The following is a 22112-nucleotide window of genomic DNA, read 5'->3' on the forward strand; positions in this document are numbered from 1 at the left end:
GAGCGCAACCATCAAATCCGGTCCAACATCCCATCCAGCCAGGCAAAAAACCCGCTGGCGCCTTCCGTGTTTTCGGCCTGCAGCCGCGAAGCATTGTCCGCCAGTGAATGGCGCGGGCGTGGCGGCAGATATTTGTTCACCGGGCGGGTGCCCTGCTCCGGCATTAGATCCATGCCGCCGCGCTCTGCGACCATGATCGATACATTCGAACCCGGATCGGCAAAATCGCCGAAGTGGCGCGCATTTGCGGGGCATGTGCGAACGCAGGCTGGCTCGCGGTCGATTTCCTTCAGCGTCTCATTGTAGATACGGTCGATGCAAAGTGTGCACTTCTTCATTACGCCAGCGGCCAAGTCCATCTCGCGCGCGCCGTATGGACAAGCCCATGCGCATAACCCGCAGCCTATGCATTTGTCTTCGTCGACAAGCACGATGCCGTCCGAAGATCGCTTGTAGGAAGCGCCGGTCGGGCAAACGGTGACGCATGGCGCGTCTTCGCAATGCAGGCAGGATTTCGGAAAATGCACGATGCGCGCATCACCCGCCTCGCCAACGATCTCCCCGCCTTCCGGCATGACCTCGAATGTGTGGACGCGGTTCAGCCATGCACCGGAAACATCTGCCCCATAAGGGTCTTGATCCGACAGCGACGAGCCGTAGCCGCCGGTATTCCATTCCTTGCAATTGACCACGCAGGCATGGCAGCCGACGCAGACATCGAGATCGATGACCAGTCCGAGCTTTTTGGGCGTGGGAAGCGATGGGAGGGAGGTCATTGGCGCATCCCTCTTGCGTCTGGTTCTCGAGGAAACGCCTCAAAGCACCCCCACTCCGGTCCTTCGGACCACCTCTCCCCCTGCCTGGGGGAGAGGAAAGGGCTGCCGCGATGCAAACGCTTATCCAGCTTGGTTTCCTCTCCCCCAAACAGGGGGAGAGGTGGTCCGAAGGACCGGAGTGGGGGTGCTTGACGGGTTAGATCAAAACCTCTCACTTGCTCCACTCCTGCCCGTAGCGAAGCTCTTCCGGACGCTCCGCAACCGGCTCCGAAACCGGCGGAAAATACGGCTGGCTGAATTCGCCCGGCTCGGCCTTCTCGATGCGCACGCGCAGATCGTACCACGCCGCCTGCCCGGTTATCGGGTCGGAATTCGACCAGCGCATGCCGTCGCCCTTGGGCGGCAGAAGTTCGTTGATGAGATGATTCATGAGGAAGCCTTTTTTTGCTTCCGGCGCGTCGCGGTCAAGCGCCCAGCTTCCCGATCGTTTGCCGATGGCGTTCCATGTCCACAGCGTATGCATGTTCGCGGCCTCGGTGCGCGCAATTTCGACCTTGATGCGGCCATGATGCGAGATCACCCACACCCAATCGCCGTCCTTCAGATCATGCTGGTCGCAGATCGGACCCGGCACATAGAGCGGGTTTTTGGTATGGATTTGCCGCAGCCAGGCATTCATCGACCCCCATGAATGGTACATCGCGGCCGGGCGCTGCGTGATCGCGTGAAGTGGATATTCGGTCCGGTCCACCATCGCCTCTTCGAACGGGCGGTACCAGAGCGGCAGCGGATCGAAGGTTTCGAGAATACGCTTGCAATGGGTTCTGGGCGCAAACGGCTCGCGCAAACCTTCCGCCGAGAGTCGGAATTTCTGCAACGCCTCCTGATAGAGCTCGAACGTCACCGGCTGTGGCGTATCGAAAAAGCCCATGCGAACCGCGAAATTCTGATAGGCGCGGTTGGCATGCTTCATGAACTGCGCTTCCAGCGGAATATGTGCCGAAAAGAACGACCCGTTTTCGATATAGCGCTTGAGCTGGTCGGGATTGGCAGCGCCCCTCCCCGCGCGGTCGCCATTCGGTCCACGGAAACCGGCCAGCGGGCCGATGCCCGGCCGCCGCTCATGGTTGACGATATAATCCGCGTAATCCTTGTAGAGCGGCTTTTTCCGGCTATCGACAAAGCCCGGCAGGCCGAGACGCGCGCCGAGATCGATCAGCACGGTCTGGAAGCCGCGCACATCGCGGTCAGGCTCGACCACCGGCCAGCGGATCGCGTCCTGAACCGCGTCCGGCTCCGAAATCGGCCGGTCGAGCAACGAAATGCAATCGTGCCGCTCCAGATAGGTCGTGTCGGGCAGGATCAGATCCGCATAGGCGACCATTTCGGAGGCATAGGCATCCGAATAAATGATTTTCGGGATGCGGTATTCGCCGGTTTCCGGGTCCTTGTCCTCAAGCATCTTGATGACGCCCGCCGTATTCATCGACGAGTTCCACGCCATGTTGGCCATGTAGAGGAACATCACATCGACCGGATATGGATCGCCCGCATAGGCGTTCGGGATCACCATATGCATCAGCCCGTGGGCGGAAAACGGCGCGTCCCATGAGAAAGCTTTGTCGATGCGGGTCGGCTTGCCGTCCTCATCCACCAGCAAATCTTCAGGCCCGCGCGGAAAGCCCAGATGCGGGCCGGAAAGCGGCTGATTAGAGCCGAAATGCTCGGCCTTGCCATGCGGTTTGGGATGCGACTGAAAAGGCTTTGGGTAAGGCGGCTCATAGCGAAAGCCGCCGGGGCAATCGACCGCGCCGATCAGCACCTGAAGCATATGCAGCGCGCGCGTCGTCTGGAAGCCATTCGAATGCGCCGAAAGCCCGCGCATGGCATGGAAGGAAACCGGACGCCCGACGAAACCCTGATGTTTCTGGCCGTTCATGTCCGTCCATGGCTGGTCGAGGAAGATTTCCTCGTCAAAGGCAACGCGCGCAATCTCGGCGGCCAAACCACGGATCGTCTCGGCTGAAATTCCGGTTTCTGTGGCCACATTTTCAGGCGAATAGCGCGGATCGAGGTATTTTTCGGCCAAAAGCTGGAAGGAAGGCACGCAAAAGCGCCCATCCTCAAGCTGAACGCGCCCGGAAAGGGCGGCTCTGGCACCCTTCGTGCCAAGTGGTACGGCGTGCTCCGTGACGCTTTCGAACACCAGTGGTGTGCCGTCTTTATTGCGCGCGAACAGGCCATGCTCGGAAGTGCCGGGCGCGTCGATCACCAGCCACGTCGCGTTGGAATAGCGAACGAGATAATCGACGTCGATCTTGCGCGCCTTCAGCAATTCATGAACGACGGCGAGGATTAACAGACCATCCGTGCCGGGGCGAATGCCGATCCAATTGTCGGCGACCGCCGAATAGCCGGTACGAACTGGATTGACCGAAACGAAGCGCGCACCGTTTTTCTTGAGCTTGGCGATGCCCATTTTGAGCGGGTTGGAATCGTGGTCTTCCGCCACGCCGAACATCACGAAAAGCTTTGTGCGCTCCCAATCCGGCGCGCCGAATTCCCAGAACGCGCCGCCGATCGTCATGATACCGGCAGCCGCCATGTTGACCGAGCAGAAGCCGCCATGCGCGGCATAGTTCGGCGTGCCAAACTGCTGCGCCCAGAAGCCCGTCAGGGATTGCGACTGGTCGCGCCCGGTGAAAAAGGCGAGTTTCTTGGGGTCGGACTGGCGCACCGTACCAAGCCATTCCGTTGCCGTTTCCAGCGCCTCGTCCCAGGAGATTTCCTTGAACTCGCCGGAGCCGCGCGGACCGACGCGCTTCAGCGGCGCGCGCAGCCTTGCAGGCGCATAATGCTGCATGATGCCGGCCGAGCCCTTGGCGCACAGCACCCCGCGATTGACCGGATGGTCGCGGTTGCCCTCTATGTAGCGGATCTTGCCGTCCTTGATATGCACATCGATGCCGCAACGGCATGCGCACATATAGCAAGTCGTCTTTCGGATTTCGTCTCCGACTGGCTTCGACAAATCGAGCTGCGGGTCGGGCTTCATTGACGTGGCTCCATACGCCAAGTGGTACAGAACCGGCATCCGAAAGGAAATGCCTTTTCGGATGCTTTTACAGCAAAATTTATCTATTAATTACAGCCACATCGGAAGTTCATTCCCCGCATGGCTAAAGTTTAGTTTGTGACGACGATACGCGTATTGCCCGGCCCTACCTTGCGGACAAGATTGTAGAATTTCGCCGCATTGGCAGTGTCGAGACGCACACAGCCATGCGATGCGGGGCTGCCCAGACGCCTCACCGCGCTCGTGCCATGAACCGCATAACCGCCATGGTAGAACACGGCGTAAGGCATGGGCGACATGTCGTATTTGCGCGAATACCACATCTTGTGCATGCGCGTCGGCCGCCAGCTTCCGCGCGGCGTGACAAAGCCCTTGCGCGCCGTCGAAACACGCCATGTGTGGATCACCTTGCCGTGCCGCGCCACAGTCATGGTCTGGCTTGCAAGATCGACACGCGCGACAAGACTTGCGGCAAAGCCACTCGAAGAAGCGCCAAGAAACAGCGAAGCGAATGCAACCATAACGAGAATTATTTTCTTCATGCGATCAGCCCTCTTTTCTGACATCGCAAAGAACAACCCTCTTTCAACAGAGGGAATGATGATCATCCCACCAATAATTTAAGAATTTCCCCAATGAGATCGTTCGAATTGGAACGATTTCCCGCATCGATTGCAAAGCAGTTCGGACTTGCCAGATGCGGCATTCCCCTGCTCAATTCGAGCCATGAATGAGAAGCTCAAAGAAACGATCGACGCGCGAGTTGACGAACTGGTCGCCCTGACGGTCGATCTGATCCGGTTTCCGACAGTAAATCCGCCCGGCGAAGCCTATCGCCCCTGCGCCGAATACATCGCGAGCCGGTTGAAGAAACGCGGCTTTGCCGTTGAATTGATTCGCGCAGAAGGAACGCCCGGCGATACGGATCGCTATCCGCGCACCAATGTCGTAGCGCGCTTCGAAGGCGCATCACCCGGCAAGACCGTTCATTTCAACTCGCATATCGACGTGGTCGAGGCAGGCAACGGCTGGACCGTTGATCCCTTCGCAGGCGTCATAAAAGACGGAAGGATCTATGGGCGCGGCGCTTGCGATATGAAGGGCGGCCTTGCCGCATCGATCATCGCGGCGAAAGCCTTCATCGATACCTATCGGGACTTTCCCGGCGCAATCGAGATTTCCGGGACGGTAGACGAGGAATCCGGCGGGTTCGGTGGCGTCGCCTATCTTGCTGGAAAGGGCTATTTCTCGAAGCCGCGCGTCGATCATGTCATCATTCCCGAACCGCTGAACAAGGACCGCATCTGCCTCGGCCATCGCGGCGTCTGGTGGGCCGAAATCGAAACCAAGGGCGAGATTGCGCATGGCTCGATGCCGTTTCTCGGTGATTGCGCCGTGCGCCACATGGGCGCCGTGCTGCAGGCTTTCGAAGACGAGCTTTTCCCGGCCTTGGACAAGAAGCAGACGAGAATGCCAGTCGTGCCCGAAGGCGCGCGCCGTTCGACCATGAACATCAATTCGATCCATGGCGGCCAGACCGACGATTTCCGGCCGGGCCTGCCCTCGCCCAACGTGCCCGACAGATGCCAGTTAACGATAGACCGGCGCTTTCTGCTGGAAGAAAAGATCGAGGACGTGAAAGGCGAAGTCACGTCGATCCTCGACCGGCTGAAACGGGACCGCCCGAAATTCGACTACGACATTCGCGACATCATGGAAGTGCAGCCCAACATGACCGAACGCGATGCGCCGGTGGTCACGGCGGTCGCCAAGGGTATTCGCGAGATTTTCGACCGCGAGCCGGAATATGTCATCTCCCCCGGCACTTACGACCAAAAACACGTCGCGCGCATCGGCCATCTGTTCGATTGCATCGCTTACGGTCCCGGAATCCTCGACCTCGCGCACAGGCCGGACGAATGGGTAGGCATTACCGACATGGTCGAATCCGCCAAGGTCATGGCCATAGGCCTCGACATATTGCTGCGCGGCGACAATGGCTGAAACGCGCGTCCATCTGTGCAGAGGCGACAAAGCCGATTTACTCATGCGCCAAATCGCGCTTCTATCCGGCAAATTCAGAGGTAACGGGAGCTCTACCAGATGAACTTTATGAAAATCGCTCTGGCCGCGACCGCGTTTGCGCTGATTTCAGGCAGTGCAGCCCTTGCGGCAAGAACCGATCTCATTCTCGGTGTTCCACTGGAGCCTCCGCATCTCGACCCCACGGCAGGGGCCGCCGCCGCAATCGACGAAGTGCTTTATGCGAACGTCTTCGAAGGGCTGACCCGCATCGGGCCAAAGGGCGAGGTTCTGCCCGCCCTTGCCGAAAGCTGGGAGATTTCCGAAGACGGCAAGATTTACACATTCAAGCTGCGTACGGGCGTGAAATTCCACGATGGCAGCGCTTTCGACGCGGAAGACGTGAAATTCTCGCTGGATCGCGCCCGTGCAGAGAACTCTGTGAATGCGCAGAAGGGACTCTTCGAGCCAATCGACACCGTCGAAGTGGTCGATCCGGCGACCGTGAAAATCACGCTGAAACGACCCTTCGGCTCGTTCCTTTATAATCTTGGCTGGGGCGATGCCGTTATAGTCGCACCGGAATCGGCAGATACCAACAAGGAAAAGCCGATCGGCACCGGCCCTTTCGCCTTCCAGAACTGGGCCAAGGGTTCGTCGATCACGCTCACCAAAAATCCTGATTACTGGGGCGAAGCAGCGTTCCTCGAAAAAGCGGAATTCCGTATCGTGCCGGATGCGGCGGCCGCAATTCCGGCACTGCTTTCCGGCGATGTGCAGGCATTTCCTTTCTTCCAGCCGGAAGGCGTCGAGCAGATACAGGGCGACCCCCGCTTCAAAATCGTCGTCGGCTCGACCGAGGGCGAAACGATCCTCTCGATGAACAACAAGAAGGCGCCCTTCGACAATCTCAAGGTACGGCAAGCGGTTTCCTACGCGCTCGACCGTCAGGCAATCATCGATGGCGCGTCCGCTGGGCTCGGCGTTCCCATCGGCTCGCATTTCGCCCCGCACAATCCCGCCTATGTGGATTTGACCGGAACCTACCCGCACGACGTCGAGCGGGCGAAGGAACTTTTGAAGGAAGCAGGGCTGGAAAACGGCTTCTCCGCAACGCTCAAGCTGCCGCCGCCCTCCTATGCGCGGCTCGGCGGCGAGATCATCGCCTCGCAACTGCGCGAAGTCGGTATCGATGTGCAGATCATTCCAGTCGAATGGGCCGAATGGCTAAGCCAGGTCTTCACAAACAAGGACTACGACATGTCCATCGTCTCGCATACCGAGCCGAACGACATCGATATCTACGCGCGCAAGGACTACTACTTCAATTACGACAACCCCGCCTTCGACAAGGTCATAGAAGAATTGAACCTCACCTCCGACGAGGCCAAGCGCAAGGAACTCTACGGCCAGGCGCAAAAGATACTGGCCGACGATGCGGTCGCCGGGTTCCTCTACGAACTCCCGAAAGTCGGCGTCTGGGACGCCAAGCTTGAAGGCATGTGGGAGAATGCGCCCATTCAGGCGAATGATCTGACCAAGGTGAAATGGGTGGATTGAGAAAGCGGCTGCAAAGCATGCGCTCGACGTTGCCCCCCTTTGTCCTGCCGGACATCTCCCCCACAGGTGGGGAGATTGGCTTTCATTTCCGATTTCGCCAATCGTATAGGTCGGCAATTGAGCATCAACAAAGCGGCAGTCTGATCTCCCCACCTGTGGGGGAGATGTCCGGCAGGACAGAGGGGGGCAACGTAGAGCAAAAGCATTTCATGTTATGTTGCTCAAAAGCGGCTTTCCGCTAATGACCGCCTATCTCGCAAAGCGCCTGATCGTCGGCATCATCACCCTCGTCATCGCATCGATGGTCGTCTTCTCCGTGCTTGAAATCCTGCCCGGCGACCCGGCGCGGCTGATGCTGGGTATGAACGCCACGGAAGACGCGCTTCAGGCGCTGCGTAGCCAGTTGGGCCTCGATCTGCCGTTGCCCGTTCGCTATTTCGACTGGGTAAGCGGCATGCTGACGCTGGATTTCGGCCGTTCCTACACCTACTCCGTGCCGGTAATCGACCTCATAAAAGAGCGCGCCGCAGTTTCGCTGCCGCTGGCTATCATCGCTCTCGTCCTCTCTACGGCCATTGCGATTCCGGTCGGCATTTTCTCGGCGGCAAGGCGCGGCAAGCCCGCCGACACGCTGTCGATGGGGGCTGCGCAATTCGGGGTCGCAGTGCCGAATTTCTGGTTTGCACTGCTTCTGATCTATGTTTTCGCAGTGTGGTTGCGCCTTGTGCCCGCAGGCGGTTTTCCGGGCTGGAGCGCCGGCATCTGGCCCGCAACGAAAGCCCTGATCCTGCCCGCTGTCGCGCTGGCGCTGCCGCAAGCCGCGATCTTAGCGCGCGTCACGCGCTCGGCCATGCTGGAAGCGCTGAGCGAGGATTATATCCGCACCGCGCGTGCCAAGGGTCTGCCGCGCCGCGCCGTCTTGTGGCGCCACGCACTGCGCAACGCGATGATCCCCGTCCTGACGATCCTCGGCCTGCAATTCGCCTTCCTGCTGGCAGGCACGATCATCATCGAAAACGTGTTTTACCTGCCGGGTCTCGGAAGGCTGGTGTTTCAGGCGATCACCCAGCGCGATTTGATCGTCGTTGAAAGCGTCGTCATGCTGCTGGTCGCAGCCGTTATCATCGTCAATTTGCTGGTTGACCTCTCTTATGCCATCGTCGATCCGCGCCTGAGGGCAAGGCGATGAGCGACCACGCCACCCTGCCCGCGCAACGCTCGTTTCTGCGCAACGCGTTTTCAAGCCGCTCCTTCGTCATCGGATTGATCGTCACAGCCCTCATCGCCGCAATGGCGCTCGTCTCGTTTTTCTGGACGCCATACGACGTCACAAAGCTGATCATCGCTGACAAGCAATTGTCGCCATCATGGTCGCACTGGTTCGGAACCGACCATTTCGGACGCGATATACTTTCCATGATCATGGTTGGCGCGCGAAATTCCATCGCCGTGGCGCTGGTCGCGGTCGGTATTGGTATGTGCATCGGAGTGCCGCTTGGCTGCTGGGCGGCGGCGCGCGGCGGCTGGATCGACGAAGCGCTGATGCGTTTCAACGACGTGGTTTTCGCGTTTCCGGCTCTGCTTTCGGCCATCATGATCACCGCGATCTTTGGCCCCGGCGCGGTCAACGCAATCATCGCCATCGGCATTTTCAACATACCGGTCTTCGCGCGCGTCGCGCGGGCTGGCGCGCTGTCGATCTGGCCGCGCGAATTCATTCTGGCAGCGCGCGCCTCCGGCAAGAGCAAGGCGCTGATCACGGTCGAGCACATATTGCCCAACATCGCCAATCTGCTGCTGGTGCAAGGCACGATCCAGTTCGCACTGGGCATTCTGGCCGAGGCTGGCCTGTCCTATGTCGGGCTGGGCGCGCAGCCGCCAATGCCGAGCTGGGGCCGCATGCTGTTCGATGCACAGACCCGCATGATGGCAGCACCCCATCTGGCTCTGTTTCCCGGCATGGCAATCGTGCTGACTGTACTTGCACTCAACATGCTGGGCGACGGCCTCAGTGACCTCCTCGATCCGAAGCTGAGGCGCAAGCGATGAGCCTGCTCGACATCGAAGGGCTGAAGCTCGACATCGGCGGCACGCCGATCCTGAACGGCGTGGATTTGTCCATCCAGCCGGGCGAGATCATGGCGCTGGTGGGTGAATCCGGTTCCGGAAAATCGATGACGGCGCTGACCATCATGCAGCTTCTACCGCAGGCAGCACATGCGACCGGCACGGTTCGTTTCGACGGCATCGACATTCTATCAGCCACCGAAGACCAGATGTGCGCGCTGCGCGGCGATGATATCGGCATGGTGTTTCAGGAGCCGATGACGGCGCTGAACCCGGTCAAGACGATCGGCGAACAGGTCGCCGAAGGCATTCGCCTGCACATGCGCGTCAGCCGCGCCGAAGCCGAAGACCGCGCGCGCAAAATCCTCGACCGGGTTGGGCTGCCGGAAGCCAAATTCCCGCTCTCGCGCTATCCGCATGAGCTTTCGGGCGGCCAGCGGCAACGCGTGGTGATCGCCATCGCCTGCGCGCTGAACCCGAAACTGCTGATCGCAGACGAACCGACGACGGCGCTCGATGTGGTCTTGCAGGCCCAAATCCTCGACCTTCTGCGCGATCTGGTGGCTGAAAACCGCATGGGCCTGCTGCTGATCTCGCACGATCTGGCGGTGGTGGCCGACATGGCCGACCGCGTTACCATTCTGCGCCACGGCGAGGTGATGGAGAGCGGCAATACGGTGCAGACACTCTCCGAGCAGAGCCATCCCTACACACGCCAGCTCGCGCAAGCCTCGATGCATGTGCCGTCGCGCCGCGTCGTCCCCAAAGCCGACGAAACGCCTCTCCTCTCGGTCGAAAACCTGTCGCGCGACTATCCAGGCCAGCGCGTCTCGTTTTTCCGAAAACCAGAGCCATTCCGCGCCGTCGATGACGTATCGCTGACTTTGGCGCATGGCCAATCGACAGCGCTCGTCGGGCGATCCGGCTGCGGAAAATCCACTCTCGCTCGCATGATCCTGGCGCTGGACGAACCGACCGGCGGCAACATCCGCTTCATGGGTGAGGAATTGACCGGCCGAAACGAGGCGGCGCTGAAACCCGCACGCCGCAACATGCAGGTGGTTTTTCAAGACCCTTATGGCTCTTTCGACCCGCGCCACAAGGTCGAGCGGCTGGTGGCCGAGCCGCTGCATCTTCTGGAGAAAAAACCTTCGTCATCGCAGCGCCGCGATATGGTCGCGAGGGCCTTGCACGAAGTTGGCCTCACGCCAGACGACATGGACAAATATCCGCATGAGTTTTCAGGTGGCCAGCGCCAGCGCATTTCCATTGCCCGCGCTTTGATAAACCGCCCGAAGCTGATCGTCGCAGATGAGCCGGTTTCGGCGCTGGACGTTTCGATCCGCGCGCAGGTGCTGGATTTGTTTGCGGATCTAAACCAGCGGCTTGGCATCGCCTATCTGTTCATCACGCATGATCTGCACGTTGCCCGCGCAATTACCGACGATGTTCTGGTGATGCATGACGGCCGGATCGTCGAGCGCGGACGCACCGCCGATGTGCTTGATAATCCAAAGTCAGATGCTGCAAAGGCGCTGGTTGCCGCAGCGCCGGACCTGAGCCGTGCTATGGCGCGGCGGCTTCATGAGCAGGGGTGAATGAGGGCTGCCCTCTACGTTGCCCCCCTCTGTCCTGCCGGACATCTCCCCCACAGGTGGGGAGATTAGATGTCATTTATGATTTCGCCAATTTTTGACGGATTAGAGCCGTCGAGGCCACTGCTAATCTCCCCACCTGTGGGGGAGATGGCCGGCAGGCCAGAGGGGGGGCGCGAAGGAACGCCAGCCCTTAAACAAGAAAATCAGCTAGACGACTTCACCGCATCGACCGGGCTGATGCCCAGCATATCGAGCGTACGGCGCAGCAGCCGCACTTCATTCTCGGCCAGTTGATGATCCGCCTTGGCGATGTCGGCCATGTGCTGCGCGAGGAGCCTGCGGCGGTCGATGTCGAGATCCTGAAACAGCGCGATGGCCTGCGCCGCATTGGTCTCGTATCCAAAATCGTTGAGGTACTCGATGACCCCGTCGAGGCTTTCGGCCTGAATGCCGAAGGATTCGCGGCAGATGCGCTTGAAAACCTCCATTTCGGCTTCATCGACCGAGCCGTCCGCCAGAATCATGCGGAAAAGCAGAAGCAGTTCAGCCGAAAGAACCGGATCGTCGGCAACTTTGCGAACGCCTGGATCGCCGTCGAAGATCGAGCGTATCTGCGCAATAAGGCTTGCCGCCATGCTGGTGTCCTCTGCCATGTCTGCGATTGTTAGCTGAAACGATTGAAAAGACATATCTAAATTTATGCGCAGCGCACGATCCTCAGCCGAGTGTTGCAAGGGCGCGATAGCGGCGTGAATATCCGTCTTGCGCGAAACCGTTGCATGTGGTCGAAGGCGGCACCTTCCCACCCGCAAAGTGCGGCCTCCCAAAATGTTTGAACTTGCCACTGATGTCGTCCTGCTGCTGGCGCTCGCAGCCTTTTTCGCAGGGATGATCGATTCCATTGCAGGCGGCGGCGGCCTGATCACAATTCCCGCCCTGCTGCTGGCCGGTTTGCCGCCGGTCACCGCGCTCGGCACAAACAAGCTGCAAAGCCTTTTCGGTTCCGGCTCCGCAACATTCATCTATGCGTCCAGAGGCCTTGTGAATGTAAGGCGCCAATTGTGGCCTGCCTTCATCTCCTTCATCGGCGGCATCGCGGGCGCGGCTGTCGCGACGGTTCTTCCGGGCGACATATTGCGCGCCGCTCTTCCCGTCATCCTCGTTGCCATCGCACTCTATTTCGCACTCAAGCCGAACATGAACGATGTGGACCGCGCCCAGCGCATAACGCCGTTTGTTTTCGGCCTGACACTCGTACCGGCGATAGGCTTTTATGACGGCTTGTTCGGCCCCGGAACCGGTTCGTTCTTCATGCTGGCATACGTGACACTTGCAGGTTATGGCGTGCTCAAGGCCACTGCACACACGAAACTCCTGAACTTCACCTCGAATATCGGCGGCTTCGCGATCTTCGCTTTCGCGGGCGCGATATTCTGGAAAATCGGAATCGTCATGGGCATCGCGCAGTTCCTCGGTGCACGGCTTGGTGCGACGCTGGCAATTCGCATCGGCTCAAAGCTCATCAAGCCACTGCTCGTCTTTACATGCGTGGCACTTGCGATCCGCCTGCTGATGGACCCGGCAAACCCGCTGCGCCTCTTTATCGGCATTTAACGGAACATCATTCCCGGTCGGCCATCATCATGCTTGGAACGGCCCGCGAAGACGATTACGGATCGATCGTCGGAATGCCGGGCCAGAATGGCGGCAAGTCGATTTACGTCGCTGTCGATGACGCCGACAAGCTATATGCGCGCGCGACTGCAGAAGGCGCGAAAATCGTTCAGGAACTGACCGATCGCGACCATGGCAGTCGCGAATTCATCTGCCGCGACCCGGAAGACAATATCTGGTGCTTCGGCACCTATTGGCCGAAGGCAAGCGATCCGGCCTAGCGCGCCGCCGCAAAAATCGCGTCGCAGTCCAGGTGCTTTTCGAGATGCGTTGCGATCTCGTCCAGCGCATTCTCGATCTGCGCGCGATAATCGATGCCGCCGCCTTCGACGCCCAACCCCTCAAGAAAGCGGGCGCGGAAAGCATCCGAGCCGAACAGGCCGTGCAGATAGGTGCCGAACACCTTGCCATCTGCGGATGTGGCGCCATCGGGCGTATTGTTGATGATCGTGGCGGGCCGCGCAGTGTCCGGTCCGGTCGTGCGGCCAAGATGGATTTCATACCCTGAAAGCGCGACATCAAAATGTGTCGAGCGCGCATCGACGTTGCGCACGGTCTTTTCCGGCTCCATGACGGTTTCGATTTCGAGCAGGCCAAGCCCTTCCGCTTCCAGAACATTGCCTTCGATGGCTTGCGGATCGCGCACCACTCGCCCCAGCATCTGATAGCCGCCGCAAATACCGACGACATACCCGCCGCGACGCCTATGATCGGCCAGATCGCGATCCCAACCGTTTTCGCGAAAACGCAGCAGATCGCCGATTGTCGATTTGGAGCCGGGAATGACCACCAGCCCGGCGTCTTTGGGCAGGCTCTTGCCCGGCGGAACGAACACGATTTCGACCTGCGGCTCGGCGCGCAGTGGGTCGAGATCGTCGAAATTCGCGATGCGACCAAGCATCGGCACGGCGACTTTCAGCGCACGGTCCTCGCCGCGGCTCAGCCTTTCCAGCACGACGGAATCCTCAGACGGCAACAACGCTGCCGCGCGCAACCACGGCACGACGCCGAAGGAACGCCAGCCGGTAAAGCCGTTGATGGCCGTCAGGCCCGAATCGAACAGCGAAACGTCGCCGCGAAATTTGTTGATGAGGTAGCCGGCGATCATGTTCCGGTCTTCTTCGGAAAGGATCAGATGCGTACCTGCGATCGAAGCGATGACCCCGCCACGGTCGATATCTCCAACCAGTATCACCGGCACATCGGCCCGCGTGGCGAAGCCCATATTGGCGATGTCGCGGCTGCGCAGATTGATTTCGGCAGGCGAGCCAGCGCCTTCGACGATCACAATATCCGCGTCCTCACCGACCTTGCGCCAGGAATCGAGCACGGCATCCATGAGCTTGGCCTTGAGGATTTGATAGTCGCGCGCTTTCGCCTCGCCATAGACCTTGCCCTGAACGACGACCTGCGAACCGATGTCGCTTTGCGGTTTCAGCAACACCGGGTTCATGTGGATTGAGGCAGGCACGCCGCAGGCCACTGCCTGAAGCCATTGCGCGCGACCGATCTCGCCGCCATTCGCCTCGCCCGGAATATCCGCGACAGCCGCATTATTCGACATGTTCTGCGGCTTGAACGGCCGAACCTTCATCCCGCGCCGCAGAGCGACACGGCAAAGGCCTGCGACCAGAACCGTCTTGCCGACATCGGAGCCCGTGCCCTGCAGCATGATCGCCTTAGCCATTCCCGGCCTCCGCAGCAAAATGATGATCGAAAATTGAAGTCACCAGATCCTCGCTAGCGCTATTTCGCACAACCGCTCCGCATCAGGTCGGGTTGCGTGCGCGTTTCATTGGTCTAGATTGACTGCCACGCCGACACAAGAACGTCTGGGAGGACGCCATGGACGCCGTTACAAATCAGACAGCGGGCCAATTCGACCTCAATGAGGACCAACGCGCAATTCAGGACATGGCGAATGCATTCGCCGCTGATCGCGTCGCGCCCAAGGCGCTGGAATGGGACAAGGATCGCCATTTTCCGGCAGATGTGATTCGCGAAGTCGGCCCGCTTGGGCTTGGTGGCATTTATGTCAGCGAGGATGTGGGTGGTTCGGGCCTCGGCAGGCTGGATGCAGTGCTGGTGTTCGAAGCGCTTTCAAGAGCCTGCCCTGGATTCTCCTCCTTCATTTCCATCCACAATATGTGCGCCTGGATGATCGACCGTTTCGGCAATGAGGAGCAGCGCCAGCTTTTCGTACCGAAACTCACCTCGATGGAATGGCTGGCGAGCTATTGCCTGACCGAGCCAGGTTCGGGGTCTGATGCCGCCGCTCTAAAGACGCGCGCCGTACGCGATGGCGATCACTACGTGTTGAACGGCGCCAAGCAGTTCATTTCCGGCGCGGGCGACAGCGATGTTTACGTGACGATGGTGCGCACGGGCGATGAAGGCCCGAAGGGCATTTCCACGATAGTCGTGCCGAAAGATGCGCCCGGCCTGTCATTTGGAGCGCTTGAGCACAAGATGGGCTGGCACATGCAATCGACACGGCAGGTGAATTTCACTGATTGCCGCGTACCTGCGGAAAACCTGCTTTCCACGGAAGGCGCAGGCTTTTCCATTGCCATGGCCGGTCTGGATGGCGGCAGGCTCAACATTGCCGCCTGCTCTCTTGGCGGCGCGCAGTCAGCGCTCGACAAGGCACTTTCATATGCGGGCGAGCGTAAGGCGTTCGGCCAGACAATCGATCGCTTCCAGTCCTTGCAGTTCAAGCTTGCCGACATGGAAACCGAACTTCAGGCAGCGCGCATTTTCCTTTACACAGCCGCATCCAAACTCGACGCCAAGGCGCCGGACGCCTCGAAATGGTCTGCCATGGCCAAGCGCTTCGTCACCGATACGGGCTTCGACATCGCCAACAATGCGCTGCAAATCCACGGCGGCTACGGCTATCTGCATGATTACGGCATCGAAAAGCTGGTACGCGACCTGCGCGTCCACCAGATTCTCGAAGGCACCAACGAGATCATGCGCGTCATCATCGCCAGGCACCTGATCGGTCGCTGACTTTCATATCGAGCGGAGGAATTTCATGAGCACGATAGCTTTTATCGGCCTGGGCAATATGGGCAACCCGATGGCGGCCAATCTCGTCAAGGCTGGCCACACGGTGCAAGGTTTCGACCTGATGCCCGAAAATCTTGCCACGGCCAAGGAGCATGGCATCACCATTACCCCGGATGCGGCTGCCGCGATCAAGGGTGCGGAAATCGTCATCACCATGCTGCCAGCGGGCAAGCATGTGATTTCCGTCTATGACGACATCGCCGGAAAGGCAGAAAAAGGCGCGCTTTTCATCGATTCCTCGACCATCGACGTCGATTCCGCCAGAAAAGCGCATGCAATTGCAGAAAAACACGGCCTGCTTTCCATTGACGCGCCGGTTTCCGGCGGTACGGGCGGCGCAAGTGCTGGCACGCTGACCTTCATGGCGGGCGGTTCGCCGGAAGCATTCGCCAAGGCCGAGCCGATCCTTCAACCGATGGCTGGGCGCATCGTCCATTGCGGCGATGCCGGTGCGGGTCAGGCCGCCAAGATCTGCAACAATATGATCCTCGGCATTTCGATGATCGGCGTCGGCGAAGCCTTCGTACTGGCCGAAAAGCTCGGCCTCTCTCATCAGGCGCTGTACGACGTGGCCTCGACCTCATCGGGTCAGTGCTGGTCGCTCACCACCTATTGCCCGGTGCCGGGGCCTGTACCCGCCTCACCCGCAAATCGCGACTATCAGCCGGGATTTGCGGCAGCTCTCATGCTCAAGGATTTGAAGCTGGCGCAGGAGGCCGCGCAATCGGCCGGTGCGGTCACACCGCTCGGTGCAGAGGCCGCGCAGCTTTATGCGCTGTTCAACGCGATGGGTCATGGCGGCACCGATTTTTCCGGTATCGTCAAATTCCTGCGTGGCGACCTTACGTAGCGTCATCAATTTTTTCGCGCGTAAACCGGAAAACATCGCAAATTTAGATTTGCTTAAGCTCTCGCTAACCACACGGTAACATTGTTAGCCTAGAACCGAGCGCAGGGCAGACATCGCATCTGCCCATCGCTCCGGATCAGGTACTGCGTACCGGAGCCGTTACCTTCGCAAGTGTTTGCGTCTGCGAAGGCCATGCGTAAGAGTGGCAAGACCGCGTCCAGTTTGGCACGCGGTTTTTGCCGTATCAGCCCCTTTTGCTAAGCCTGTCGTAATTGGCCTTCACGCGCTTGCCGGAAGGTTTCAGCGCCGCAACCATGGCACGTTCGGCTGCCACGCCAGACAAAAGCGAAGGCGTCTTGCCCGAAAACGCTTCCAGCCAGAAACTGGCCGCCGATTGCGCATAAGATAGCTGCGCCGCCATCATGCCTTCCGCGAAAGCACCAGCCTTTTCCGTAAAGGCACCAGCCGTCTCGCCGCGCCAAGGATTTAGGCTTTGCGCTTCGCTTGCCATCAACGGCAAACGCAACGCCATGACGGCAGGAGCAAGCATCAACGTGCCGCCGAGCGACATTGCCGCCCGTGCCGACTTCACCGATTTTTTTCTGGTCATTTTGTTTCCTGGGAGGCCATATCCGAGCGGTCGATAAATCTCACTGGCCATCACTAAAACGAACTCATGCGCAAACAGTTGCTAGTAAGCACATTACAAATGGGAAAGGCAGGGCAGCATAGCCACCCTGCCCTTGCATCTATTTCAGGTCTTTTGCCGCAAGGTCGAGCGCCTTGAGGATGCGGTCTCCCGCTAGGTCGATCGTTTCGCGTGTCCAGATCAGTGGCGGCGAAAGGATCATCGTATCGCCCGTCGCACGCAGCATAAGCCCCTGCGCAATTGCATGGTCGCGAATGGCAACCGCAGCACTGCCGACGGGCTTGAAACGCTCCCTCGTCGCCTTGTCGCGAACGATCTCGATTGCGCCCATCAGGCCGACACTGCGAACCTCGCCAACCAGCGAATGCCCGGCAATACGGGTGCGCAGCATTTCCGCGAAATAAGGACCGGTGTCGTTCTTTACGCGATCGACAAGCCCTTCGCGTTCCATGATCTCGATGTTCTTCAGCGCAACGGCACAGGCCACCGGGTGCCCCGAATAAGTGTAGCCGTGATAGAACTCGCCACCCTTTTCGACCAGCGTCGAGGCAATACGATCCCCCACCAGAAGTGCTGAAAGCGGCTGATAACCGGATGTCAGCGCCTTCGCCGTGGTGATCGTATCGGCTTCGATGCCGAATTTCTGCGCGGCGAACCATTCACCAGTGCGGCCATAGCCGGTGATGACTTCGTCCAGCATCAAAAGCACATCGTATTTGCGGCAGATGCGCTGGATTTCCGGCCAATAGCTTTCCGGCGGGATTTTCACACCGCCAGCGCCCATGATCGGCTCGCCGATGAAGGCGGCGATCTTGTCGGCGCCATGCTCGAGGATGGCATCTTCGACCGCTTTTGCGGCGCGAATGCCGAAATCATGGTCGCTCTCGCCCGGCTGTGCCAGTTCGAAGGCGTAAGGCATCATCACATGAACGATGTTCGGCACCGCGCCGCCAAGCTGGCCGTGCATGCCTTCCATGCCGCCCAGCGACGTGCCCGCAACAGTGGAGCCGTGATAGGCCATGTTGCGCGAAATGATGATGTTCTTTTCCGGCTTGCCTTCAAGCGCCCAGTAATGGCGCACCAGACGCAGCGCGGTATCGTTCGATTCCGAACCGGACGAGCCGTAAAACACCTGATTGATGTTTTTCGGCGCGAGTTCCGCAAGTTTCTTCGCAAGAAGAACCGGCGTCGGCGACGAGCAGCGGAAGAAGGAATTGTAATATGGCAGTTCCTTCATCTGCTCATAGGCAGCCTCGGCGAGTTCATGCTGGCCATAGCCGACATTCACGCACCAGAGCCCGGCCATGCCGTCGAGTATCTCGTTGCCTTCGGAGTCGTAGACGTAAGGTCCATCGGCGCGCACGATCATGCGCGATCCGGACGTGCGCAAATCTCGGTGATCCGTGAACGGGTGGAGGTGATGCAACGCATCGATATCCTGAAGCTGCTTCAGGGAAAAATTCTGATAAGTCATGACGTTATGGCTTCCTGTTGAATCAATCCGGCAGCAGCCGGAGGCGATTTCAGGAAGTGGTCGGCGGCGAATATCCGATGCGCGCGCAAAGGCGCATCAATTCGGCATGACGGGTACGCTGCGAGGGCGTCGCCGCGTATCTGTGCCTTTCCGATAGGATCAGGAATTCCGACATGGAGCGATACTAGCCGAAGCCCGCATCAGCCTTCAAGCTATTGCATCGGCCCGAAGCCGGAATCTTCGGCTGAGGAAAGCACGATGCAGCACATTAACGCCGCTGCAATTCGCGATAAACCGTAAACAGGACGAGCACGACGCACATCGCGGCCAGAAAAAACGGCAGCGAATGATTTCCGAAAATCTGCATGGCGCCGCCCGAACCGGGTGGACCGGCAATCCCGCCAAGGCCCCACATGAGCGCAAAGGCCGCATTGCCCGTCACCAGCATCGAGCCGGAAAAACGATTTCCCAGCTCGATCAGCGACATTGTGTAGATGCCATATGAAACAGCGCCGAGCACGAAAAGCACTGGCCAGACCGCCAGGCTCTGCATGATCAGCGGCAAAAGCAGAACGGCGAATACGCTGGCCAGAGCGCAGAAAATCATGACGGCGCGCGCGGTGAACCGCTCCGCCAGCAGGCCAAGCGGTATCTGAAGCGCGATATTGCCTGCAATCATCGCTGCGAGCATTGCCGACATAAGGCGCTCGCCTATGCCGTAATCGCCCCCGTAAATCGGCAGAAGCGCCAGCGCGCTCTGTTCGAATGCCGCCGCAACCGCAACCGCAAGCAGCAAGGCGGGCGCAAAGCGGAAAAACCGCATGACCGACACATGTTCTTTTCCATCGTTCATCGAAGGCAGCCTGCGCGCCACGATCGATAACAGCAGCGCGCAGATCAGAAACGCGGTTATGCCGATTGCAAAGGGCGGCCAGCCTTGCGAGCCGACCAACATGAGGCTCAGCGGCCCTGCCGCGAACCCTGCCCCGATGATCGCCGTATAAATCCCCATCAGCCGCCCGCGCTTTGAAGGCGGCGCGAGCGAAAGCATCCACACTTCGCTCAGGACATAAAGCGGGTCGATGACGACGCCGATGAGGAAACGCAGGACGAACCACGCGAACTCGTTCTTCAACAGTCCCACGGCCAGGAACAAAGCGGCCGCCGAAAGCGCGCAGAACACCACGAGCGGCGCTTGTCCGAACCGCCGGGCGAGATAGGGAACGAAAGGCGCGGAGAGGATCAGGCCAAGCGGCGTCATCGCCGCGGAAAGCCCGATCATGGCGGGCGACATGCCCTGCTCTTTCATGATGAAGGTGAAGAGCGGGTAGCTCAGCCCCTGCGCGATCGCAAATACCGACACGGTGGCAATGACCGCCAATATTGGCGCCCACGGAATCTTCACAGCATCTATTGTCGGCTCTTCTCGCAGGACCATGAAATTCTCTCGCACGACTTTGACGAAACGGAAATGCGGCAGAAAGGAAATCTGTTCGTCCAGAAGGATTATGCCGGGAGACTGATGTCGTTTTGCTCATGCAACGGGTCGCCGCATCCGCAATAGCAACGTCCCGCTCAGTCCAATATGCGTTCGAAATTTAATCGCATCGAGGATAAGCATGAACGCTGTATCAGAGCCAACAGAGCCGGCAACGGCCAACGATCGCTCGAGACGTGGCGGCCGTGCAGGCAAGCGCTCCAGTGGAGCTGCAGGTTTCGACCAGCCCCCGTTCCAGCAATTGCGCATTCCTTTCGAACCGACGCGCCTCGTCTCCGAAGATGAACTAGAATCGATCCACCTCGCCTCCCTGAAAGTTCTGCGCGAAATCGGCGTCGATGTGCTGCATGACGGCGCGCGCCAGATCATGAAGGAGCACGGCGCAGATGTCCGCGAAGGCACCGAGCGTGTGCGTTTCGATGCGGATATGCTCCTGGAACTCATCTCGCACTGCCCTTCCGAGTTCACGCTTCATGCGCGCAACCCGGCACATAATGTGCGCTTCGGCGGCAACAATCTCATTTTCTCGCAAATGGGCTCCGCGCCGAATTGCTCTGATATGGATGGTGGCCGCCGCCCCGGAAACCAGCAGGATTTCCGCAATTTCATCAAGCTTGCGCAATTGCACAACGTCATCAGCACGACCGGCGGCTACCCGGTCGAACCTATCGACCTGCACCCGTCGATCCGCCATCTCGAATGCATCCGCGATCTGGCGACGCTGACCGACAAGCCCTTCCACATCTATTCGCTGGGCAAGGAGCGCAATGTCGATGGCATCGAGATCGCCCGCATCGCACGCGGCCTGACGCGCGAGCAGCTTCTCGAAGAGCCGTCGGTCTATACGATCATCAACACCAATTCGCCGCTGAAACTGGATATACCGATGCTCGAAGGCATCATCCAGATGTCGGGCAGCGGCCAAGTCGTCATCGTCACGCCGTTCACGCTTTCAGGCGCAATGGCCCCGGTGACGATTGCCGGCGCACTCGTCCAGCAGAATGCGGAAGCGCTGGCAGGCATCGCCTTCACGCAGATGGTGCGCAAGGGCGCGCCGGTCGGTTATGGCGGCTTCACCTCCAATGTCGATATGAAATCGGGCGCGCCCGCTTTCGGCACGCCGGAATATATGAAGGCGCAGATGATCGGCGGGCAGCTCGCCCGGCGCTACGGCATCCCCTACCGCACTTCGAATGTCTGTGCCGCCAATACGGTCGATGCACAGGCAGCCTATGAAAGCGTGTTTTCGCTGTGGGGCGCGATACAGGGCGGCGGTAATTTCATCCTGCATTCGGCGGGCTGGCTCGAAGGCGGTCTTCGCTGTTCTTACGAAAAAATGATCCTCGACATCGATCTTTTGCAGATGGTCACCGAGTTCCTGACCCCGCTCGATCTCTCGGAAGATGCACTCGGCGTAGAGGCGATCCGCGATGTCGGTCCGGGCGGCCACTTCTTCGGCACCCAGCACACACAGGACCGCTACAAGAACGCATTCTACTCGCCGATCCTGTCCGACTGGCGCAATTTCGAGACTTGGGCGGAAGCCGGCAGCCCCACCGCAATGGAACGCGCCAACCGCATCTGGAAAGAACGCCTGGCTCAATACGAAGAACCGCCGATGGACCCGGCAATCCGCGAAGAACTGAATGATTTCGTCGAAAAACGCATCGCCGAAGGCGGCGCACCGACTGATTTTTGAGGGCTGATGCGGAAAAGAACCCCCACTCCGTCGCCGCTCCGCGACGCCACCTCTCCCCCATTTCATGGGGTAGAGGAAAGGCGCGAACTCGCAAATC

General features: G+C 59.4%; 17 protein-coding genes and 1 pseudogene. 10 read left to right on the forward strand and 8 right to left on the reverse strand.

Translation table 11 applies throughout. From position 1 onward, the window contains the following. Window positions 1-11: 11 nt before the first annotated feature. The 3 genes from ABFT80_RS10775 to ABFT80_RS10785 all read right to left on the reverse strand — a co-directional run bounded on the left by ABFT80_RS10775 (window position 12) and on the right by ABFT80_RS10785 (window position 4394). Window positions 12-776: a 4Fe-4S dicluster domain-containing protein gene (locus ABFT80_RS10775; RefSeq protein ID WP_347971914.1), complete on the reverse strand. Its 765-nt coding sequence runs from the start codon at window positions 774-776 to the stop codon at window positions 12-14. 211 nt (window positions 777-987) lie between these two features. After that, window positions 988-3831 (reverse strand): molybdopterin oxidoreductase family protein, encoded by a 2844-nt coding sequence (locus tag ABFT80_RS10780; protein WP_347971915.1) that lies wholly within the window; start codon window positions 3829-3831, stop codon window positions 988-990. Between the two features lie 131 nt (window positions 3832-3962). Continuing rightward, window positions 3963-4394: a L,D-transpeptidase gene (locus ABFT80_RS10785; protein WP_347971916.1), complete on the reverse strand. Its 432-nt coding sequence runs from the start codon at window positions 4392-4394 to the stop codon at window positions 3963-3965. 184 nt (window positions 4395-4578) lie between these two features. Between ABFT80_RS10785 and ABFT80_RS10790 the strand changes: the two genes are divergently transcribed. From ABFT80_RS10790 to ABFT80_RS10810, 5 genes are all read left to right on the forward strand, one after another. Next, the gene (locus ABFT80_RS10790; protein ID WP_347971917.1) at window positions 4579-5856 is read left to right on the forward strand and encodes an acetylornithine deacetylase/succinyl-diaminopimelate desuccinylase family protein; all 1278 of its coding nucleotides are present in this window, start codon (window positions 4579-4581) and stop codon (window positions 5854-5856) included. A 99-nt stretch (window positions 5857-5955) separates the two neighbouring features. After that, window positions 5956-7434, forward strand: a complete 1479-nt coding sequence (locus tag ABFT80_RS10795) for an ABC transporter substrate-binding protein (RefSeq protein WP_347971918.1) — start codon at window positions 5956-5958, stop codon at window positions 7432-7434. Between the two features lie 241 nt (window positions 7435-7675). Further along, a complete protein-coding gene (locus tag ABFT80_RS10800) occupies window positions 7676-8623 on the forward strand; it encodes an ABC transporter permease (RefSeq protein ID WP_347972207.1) in 948 nt (315 codons plus the stop codon). Next, a complete protein-coding gene (locus ABFT80_RS10805; protein WP_347971919.1) occupies window positions 8620-9483 on the forward strand; it encodes an ABC transporter permease in 864 nt (287 codons plus the stop codon). Before ABFT80_RS10800 ends, ABFT80_RS10805 begins: the two co-directional genes overlap by 4 nt. Next, the gene (locus ABFT80_RS10810; RefSeq protein WP_347971920.1) at window positions 9480-11099 is read left to right on the forward strand and encodes an ABC transporter ATP-binding protein; all 1620 of its coding nucleotides are present in this window, start codon (window positions 9480-9482) and stop codon (window positions 11097-11099) included. Before ABFT80_RS10805 ends, ABFT80_RS10810 begins: the two co-directional genes overlap by 4 nt. Before the next feature lie 203 nt (window positions 11100-11302). Here the strand turns inward: ABFT80_RS10810 and ABFT80_RS10815 are convergent, their stop codons facing one another. Next, window positions 11303-11734 carry a tellurite resistance TerB family protein gene (locus ABFT80_RS10815; protein ID WP_347971921.1) on the reverse strand — a complete coding sequence of 144 codons (432 nt, stop codon included), beginning with the start codon at window positions 11732-11734 and terminating at the stop codon, window positions 11303-11305. A gap of 193 nt (window positions 11735-11927) precedes the next feature. Between ABFT80_RS10815 and ABFT80_RS10820 the strand changes: the two genes are divergently transcribed. Both ABFT80_RS10820 and ABFT80_RS10825 read left to right on the forward strand, forming a co-directional pair. Then, window positions 11928-12713 (forward strand): TSUP family transporter, encoded by a 786-nt coding sequence (locus tag ABFT80_RS10820; protein WP_347971922.1) that lies wholly within the window; start codon window positions 11928-11930, stop codon window positions 12711-12713. Window positions 12714-12730: 17 nt separating this feature from the next. Continuing rightward, window positions 12731-12994, forward strand: a pseudogene (locus ABFT80_RS10825) (VOC family protein); the annotation flags it as partial. Here the strand turns inward: ABFT80_RS10825 and ABFT80_RS10830 are convergent. Further along, on the reverse strand, window positions 12991-14460 hold the full coding sequence (locus ABFT80_RS10830; protein ID WP_347971923.1) for a cobyric acid synthase: 1470 nt from the start codon (window positions 14458-14460) through the stop codon (window positions 12991-12993). The pseudogene ABFT80_RS10825 and the gene ABFT80_RS10830 sit on opposite strands and share 4 nt — an antisense overlap. Before the next feature lie 158 nt (window positions 14461-14618). On the opposite strand from ABFT80_RS10830, the gene ABFT80_RS10835 reads away from it, so the two are divergent. Together ABFT80_RS10835 and mmsB are read left to right on the forward strand one after the other, a co-directional pair. Further along, window positions 14619-15785, forward strand: a complete 1167-nt coding sequence (locus ABFT80_RS10835) for an isobutyryl-CoA dehydrogenase (protein WP_347971924.1) — start codon at window positions 14619-14621, stop codon at window positions 15783-15785. Between the two features lie 25 nt (window positions 15786-15810). Next, window positions 15811-16695 carry a 3-hydroxyisobutyrate dehydrogenase gene (mmsB, locus tag ABFT80_RS10840; RefSeq protein WP_347971925.1) on the forward strand — a complete coding sequence of 295 codons (885 nt, stop codon included), beginning with the start codon at window positions 15811-15813 and terminating at the stop codon, window positions 16693-16695. Between the two features lie 244 nt (window positions 16696-16939). Here the strand turns inward: mmsB and ABFT80_RS10845 are convergent, their stop codons facing one another. The 3 genes from ABFT80_RS10845 to ABFT80_RS10855 form a co-directional block, all read right to left on the reverse strand. Beyond that, window positions 16940-17305, reverse strand: a complete 366-nt coding sequence (locus ABFT80_RS10845) for a hypothetical protein (protein WP_347971926.1) — start codon at window positions 17303-17305, stop codon at window positions 16940-16942. A gap of 139 nt (window positions 17306-17444) precedes the next feature. Then, window positions 17445-18818 (reverse strand): aspartate aminotransferase family protein, encoded by a 1374-nt coding sequence (locus ABFT80_RS10850; RefSeq protein WP_347971927.1) that lies wholly within the window; start codon window positions 18816-18818, stop codon window positions 17445-17447. A gap of 268 nt (window positions 18819-19086) precedes the next feature. Further along, a complete protein-coding gene (locus ABFT80_RS10855; RefSeq protein WP_347971928.1) occupies window positions 19087-20256 on the reverse strand; it encodes an MFS transporter in 1170 nt (389 codons plus the stop codon). A gap of 181 nt (window positions 20257-20437) precedes the next feature. Here ABFT80_RS10855 and ABFT80_RS10860 point away from each other — a divergent pair, with 181 nt between their 5' ends. Beyond that, the gene (locus tag ABFT80_RS10860; protein ID WP_347971929.1) at window positions 20438-22015 is read left to right on the forward strand and encodes a trimethylamine methyltransferase family protein; all 1578 of its coding nucleotides are present in this window, start codon (window positions 20438-20440) and stop codon (window positions 22013-22015) included. Window positions 22016-22112: the final 97 nt, after the last annotated feature.

Origin of the sequence: Foliimonas ilicis (assembly GCF_039939195.1) — a bacterium.
In the GTDB taxonomy this organism is placed as follows: domain Bacteria; phylum Pseudomonadota; class Alphaproteobacteria; order Rhizobiales; family Rhizobiaceae; genus Foliimonas; species Foliimonas ilicis.

Excerpts from the sequence above, each read along its gene's own strand:
- ABFT80_RS10775 (WP_347971914.1), bottom strand. The coding sequence starts at position 776 with ATGACCTCCCTCCCATCGCTTCCCACGCCCAAAAAGCTCGGACTGGTC.
- ABFT80_RS10780 (WP_347971915.1), bottom strand. The coding sequence starts at position 3,831 with ATGAAGCCCGACCCGCAGCTCGATTTGTCGAAGCCAGTCGGAGACGAA.
- ABFT80_RS10785 (WP_347971916.1), bottom strand. The coding sequence starts at position 4,394 with ATGAAGAAAATAATTCTCGTTATGGTTGCATTCGCTTCGCTGTTTCTT.
- ABFT80_RS10790 (WP_347971917.1), top strand. The coding sequence starts at position 4,579 with ATGAATGAGAAGCTCAAAGAAACGATCGACGCGCGAGTTGACGAACTG.
- ABFT80_RS10795 (WP_347971918.1), top strand. The coding sequence starts at position 5,956 with ATGAACTTTATGAAAATCGCTCTGGCCGCGACCGCGTTTGCGCTGATT.
- ABFT80_RS10800 (WP_347972207.1), top strand. The coding sequence starts at position 7,676 with ATGACCGCCTATCTCGCAAAGCGCCTGATCGTCGGCATCATCACCCTC.
- ABFT80_RS10805 (WP_347971919.1), top strand. The coding sequence starts at position 8,620 with ATGAGCGACCACGCCACCCTGCCCGCGCAACGCTCGTTTCTGCGCAAC.
- ABFT80_RS10810 (WP_347971920.1), top strand. The coding sequence starts at position 9,480 with ATGAGCCTGCTCGACATCGAAGGGCTGAAGCTCGACATCGGCGGCACG.
- ABFT80_RS10815 (WP_347971921.1), bottom strand. The coding sequence starts at position 11,734 with ATGGCGGCAAGCCTTATTGCGCAGATACGCTCGATCTTCGACGGCGAT.
- ABFT80_RS10820 (WP_347971922.1), top strand. The coding sequence starts at position 11,928 with ATGTTTGAACTTGCCACTGATGTCGTCCTGCTGCTGGCGCTCGCAGCC.
- ABFT80_RS10830 (WP_347971923.1), bottom strand. The coding sequence starts at position 14,460 with ATGGCTAAGGCGATCATGCTGCAGGGCACGGGCTCCGATGTCGGCAAG.
- ABFT80_RS10835 (WP_347971924.1), top strand. The coding sequence starts at position 14,619 with ATGGACGCCGTTACAAATCAGACAGCGGGCCAATTCGACCTCAATGAG.
- mmsB (WP_347971925.1), top strand. The coding sequence starts at position 15,811 with ATGAGCACGATAGCTTTTATCGGCCTGGGCAATATGGGCAACCCGATG.
- ABFT80_RS10845 (WP_347971926.1), bottom strand. The coding sequence starts at position 17,305 with ATGACCAGAAAAAAATCGGTGAAGTCGGCACGGGCGGCAATGTCGCTC.
- ABFT80_RS10850 (WP_347971927.1), bottom strand. The coding sequence starts at position 18,818 with ATGACTTATCAGAATTTTTCCCTGAAGCAGCTTCAGGATATCGATGCG.
- ABFT80_RS10855 (WP_347971928.1), bottom strand. The coding sequence starts at position 20,256 with ATGGTCCTGCGAGAAGAGCCGACAATAGATGCTGTGAAGATTCCGTGG.
- ABFT80_RS10860 (WP_347971929.1), top strand. The coding sequence starts at position 20,438 with ATGAACGCTGTATCAGAGCCAACAGAGCCGGCAACGGCCAACGATCGC.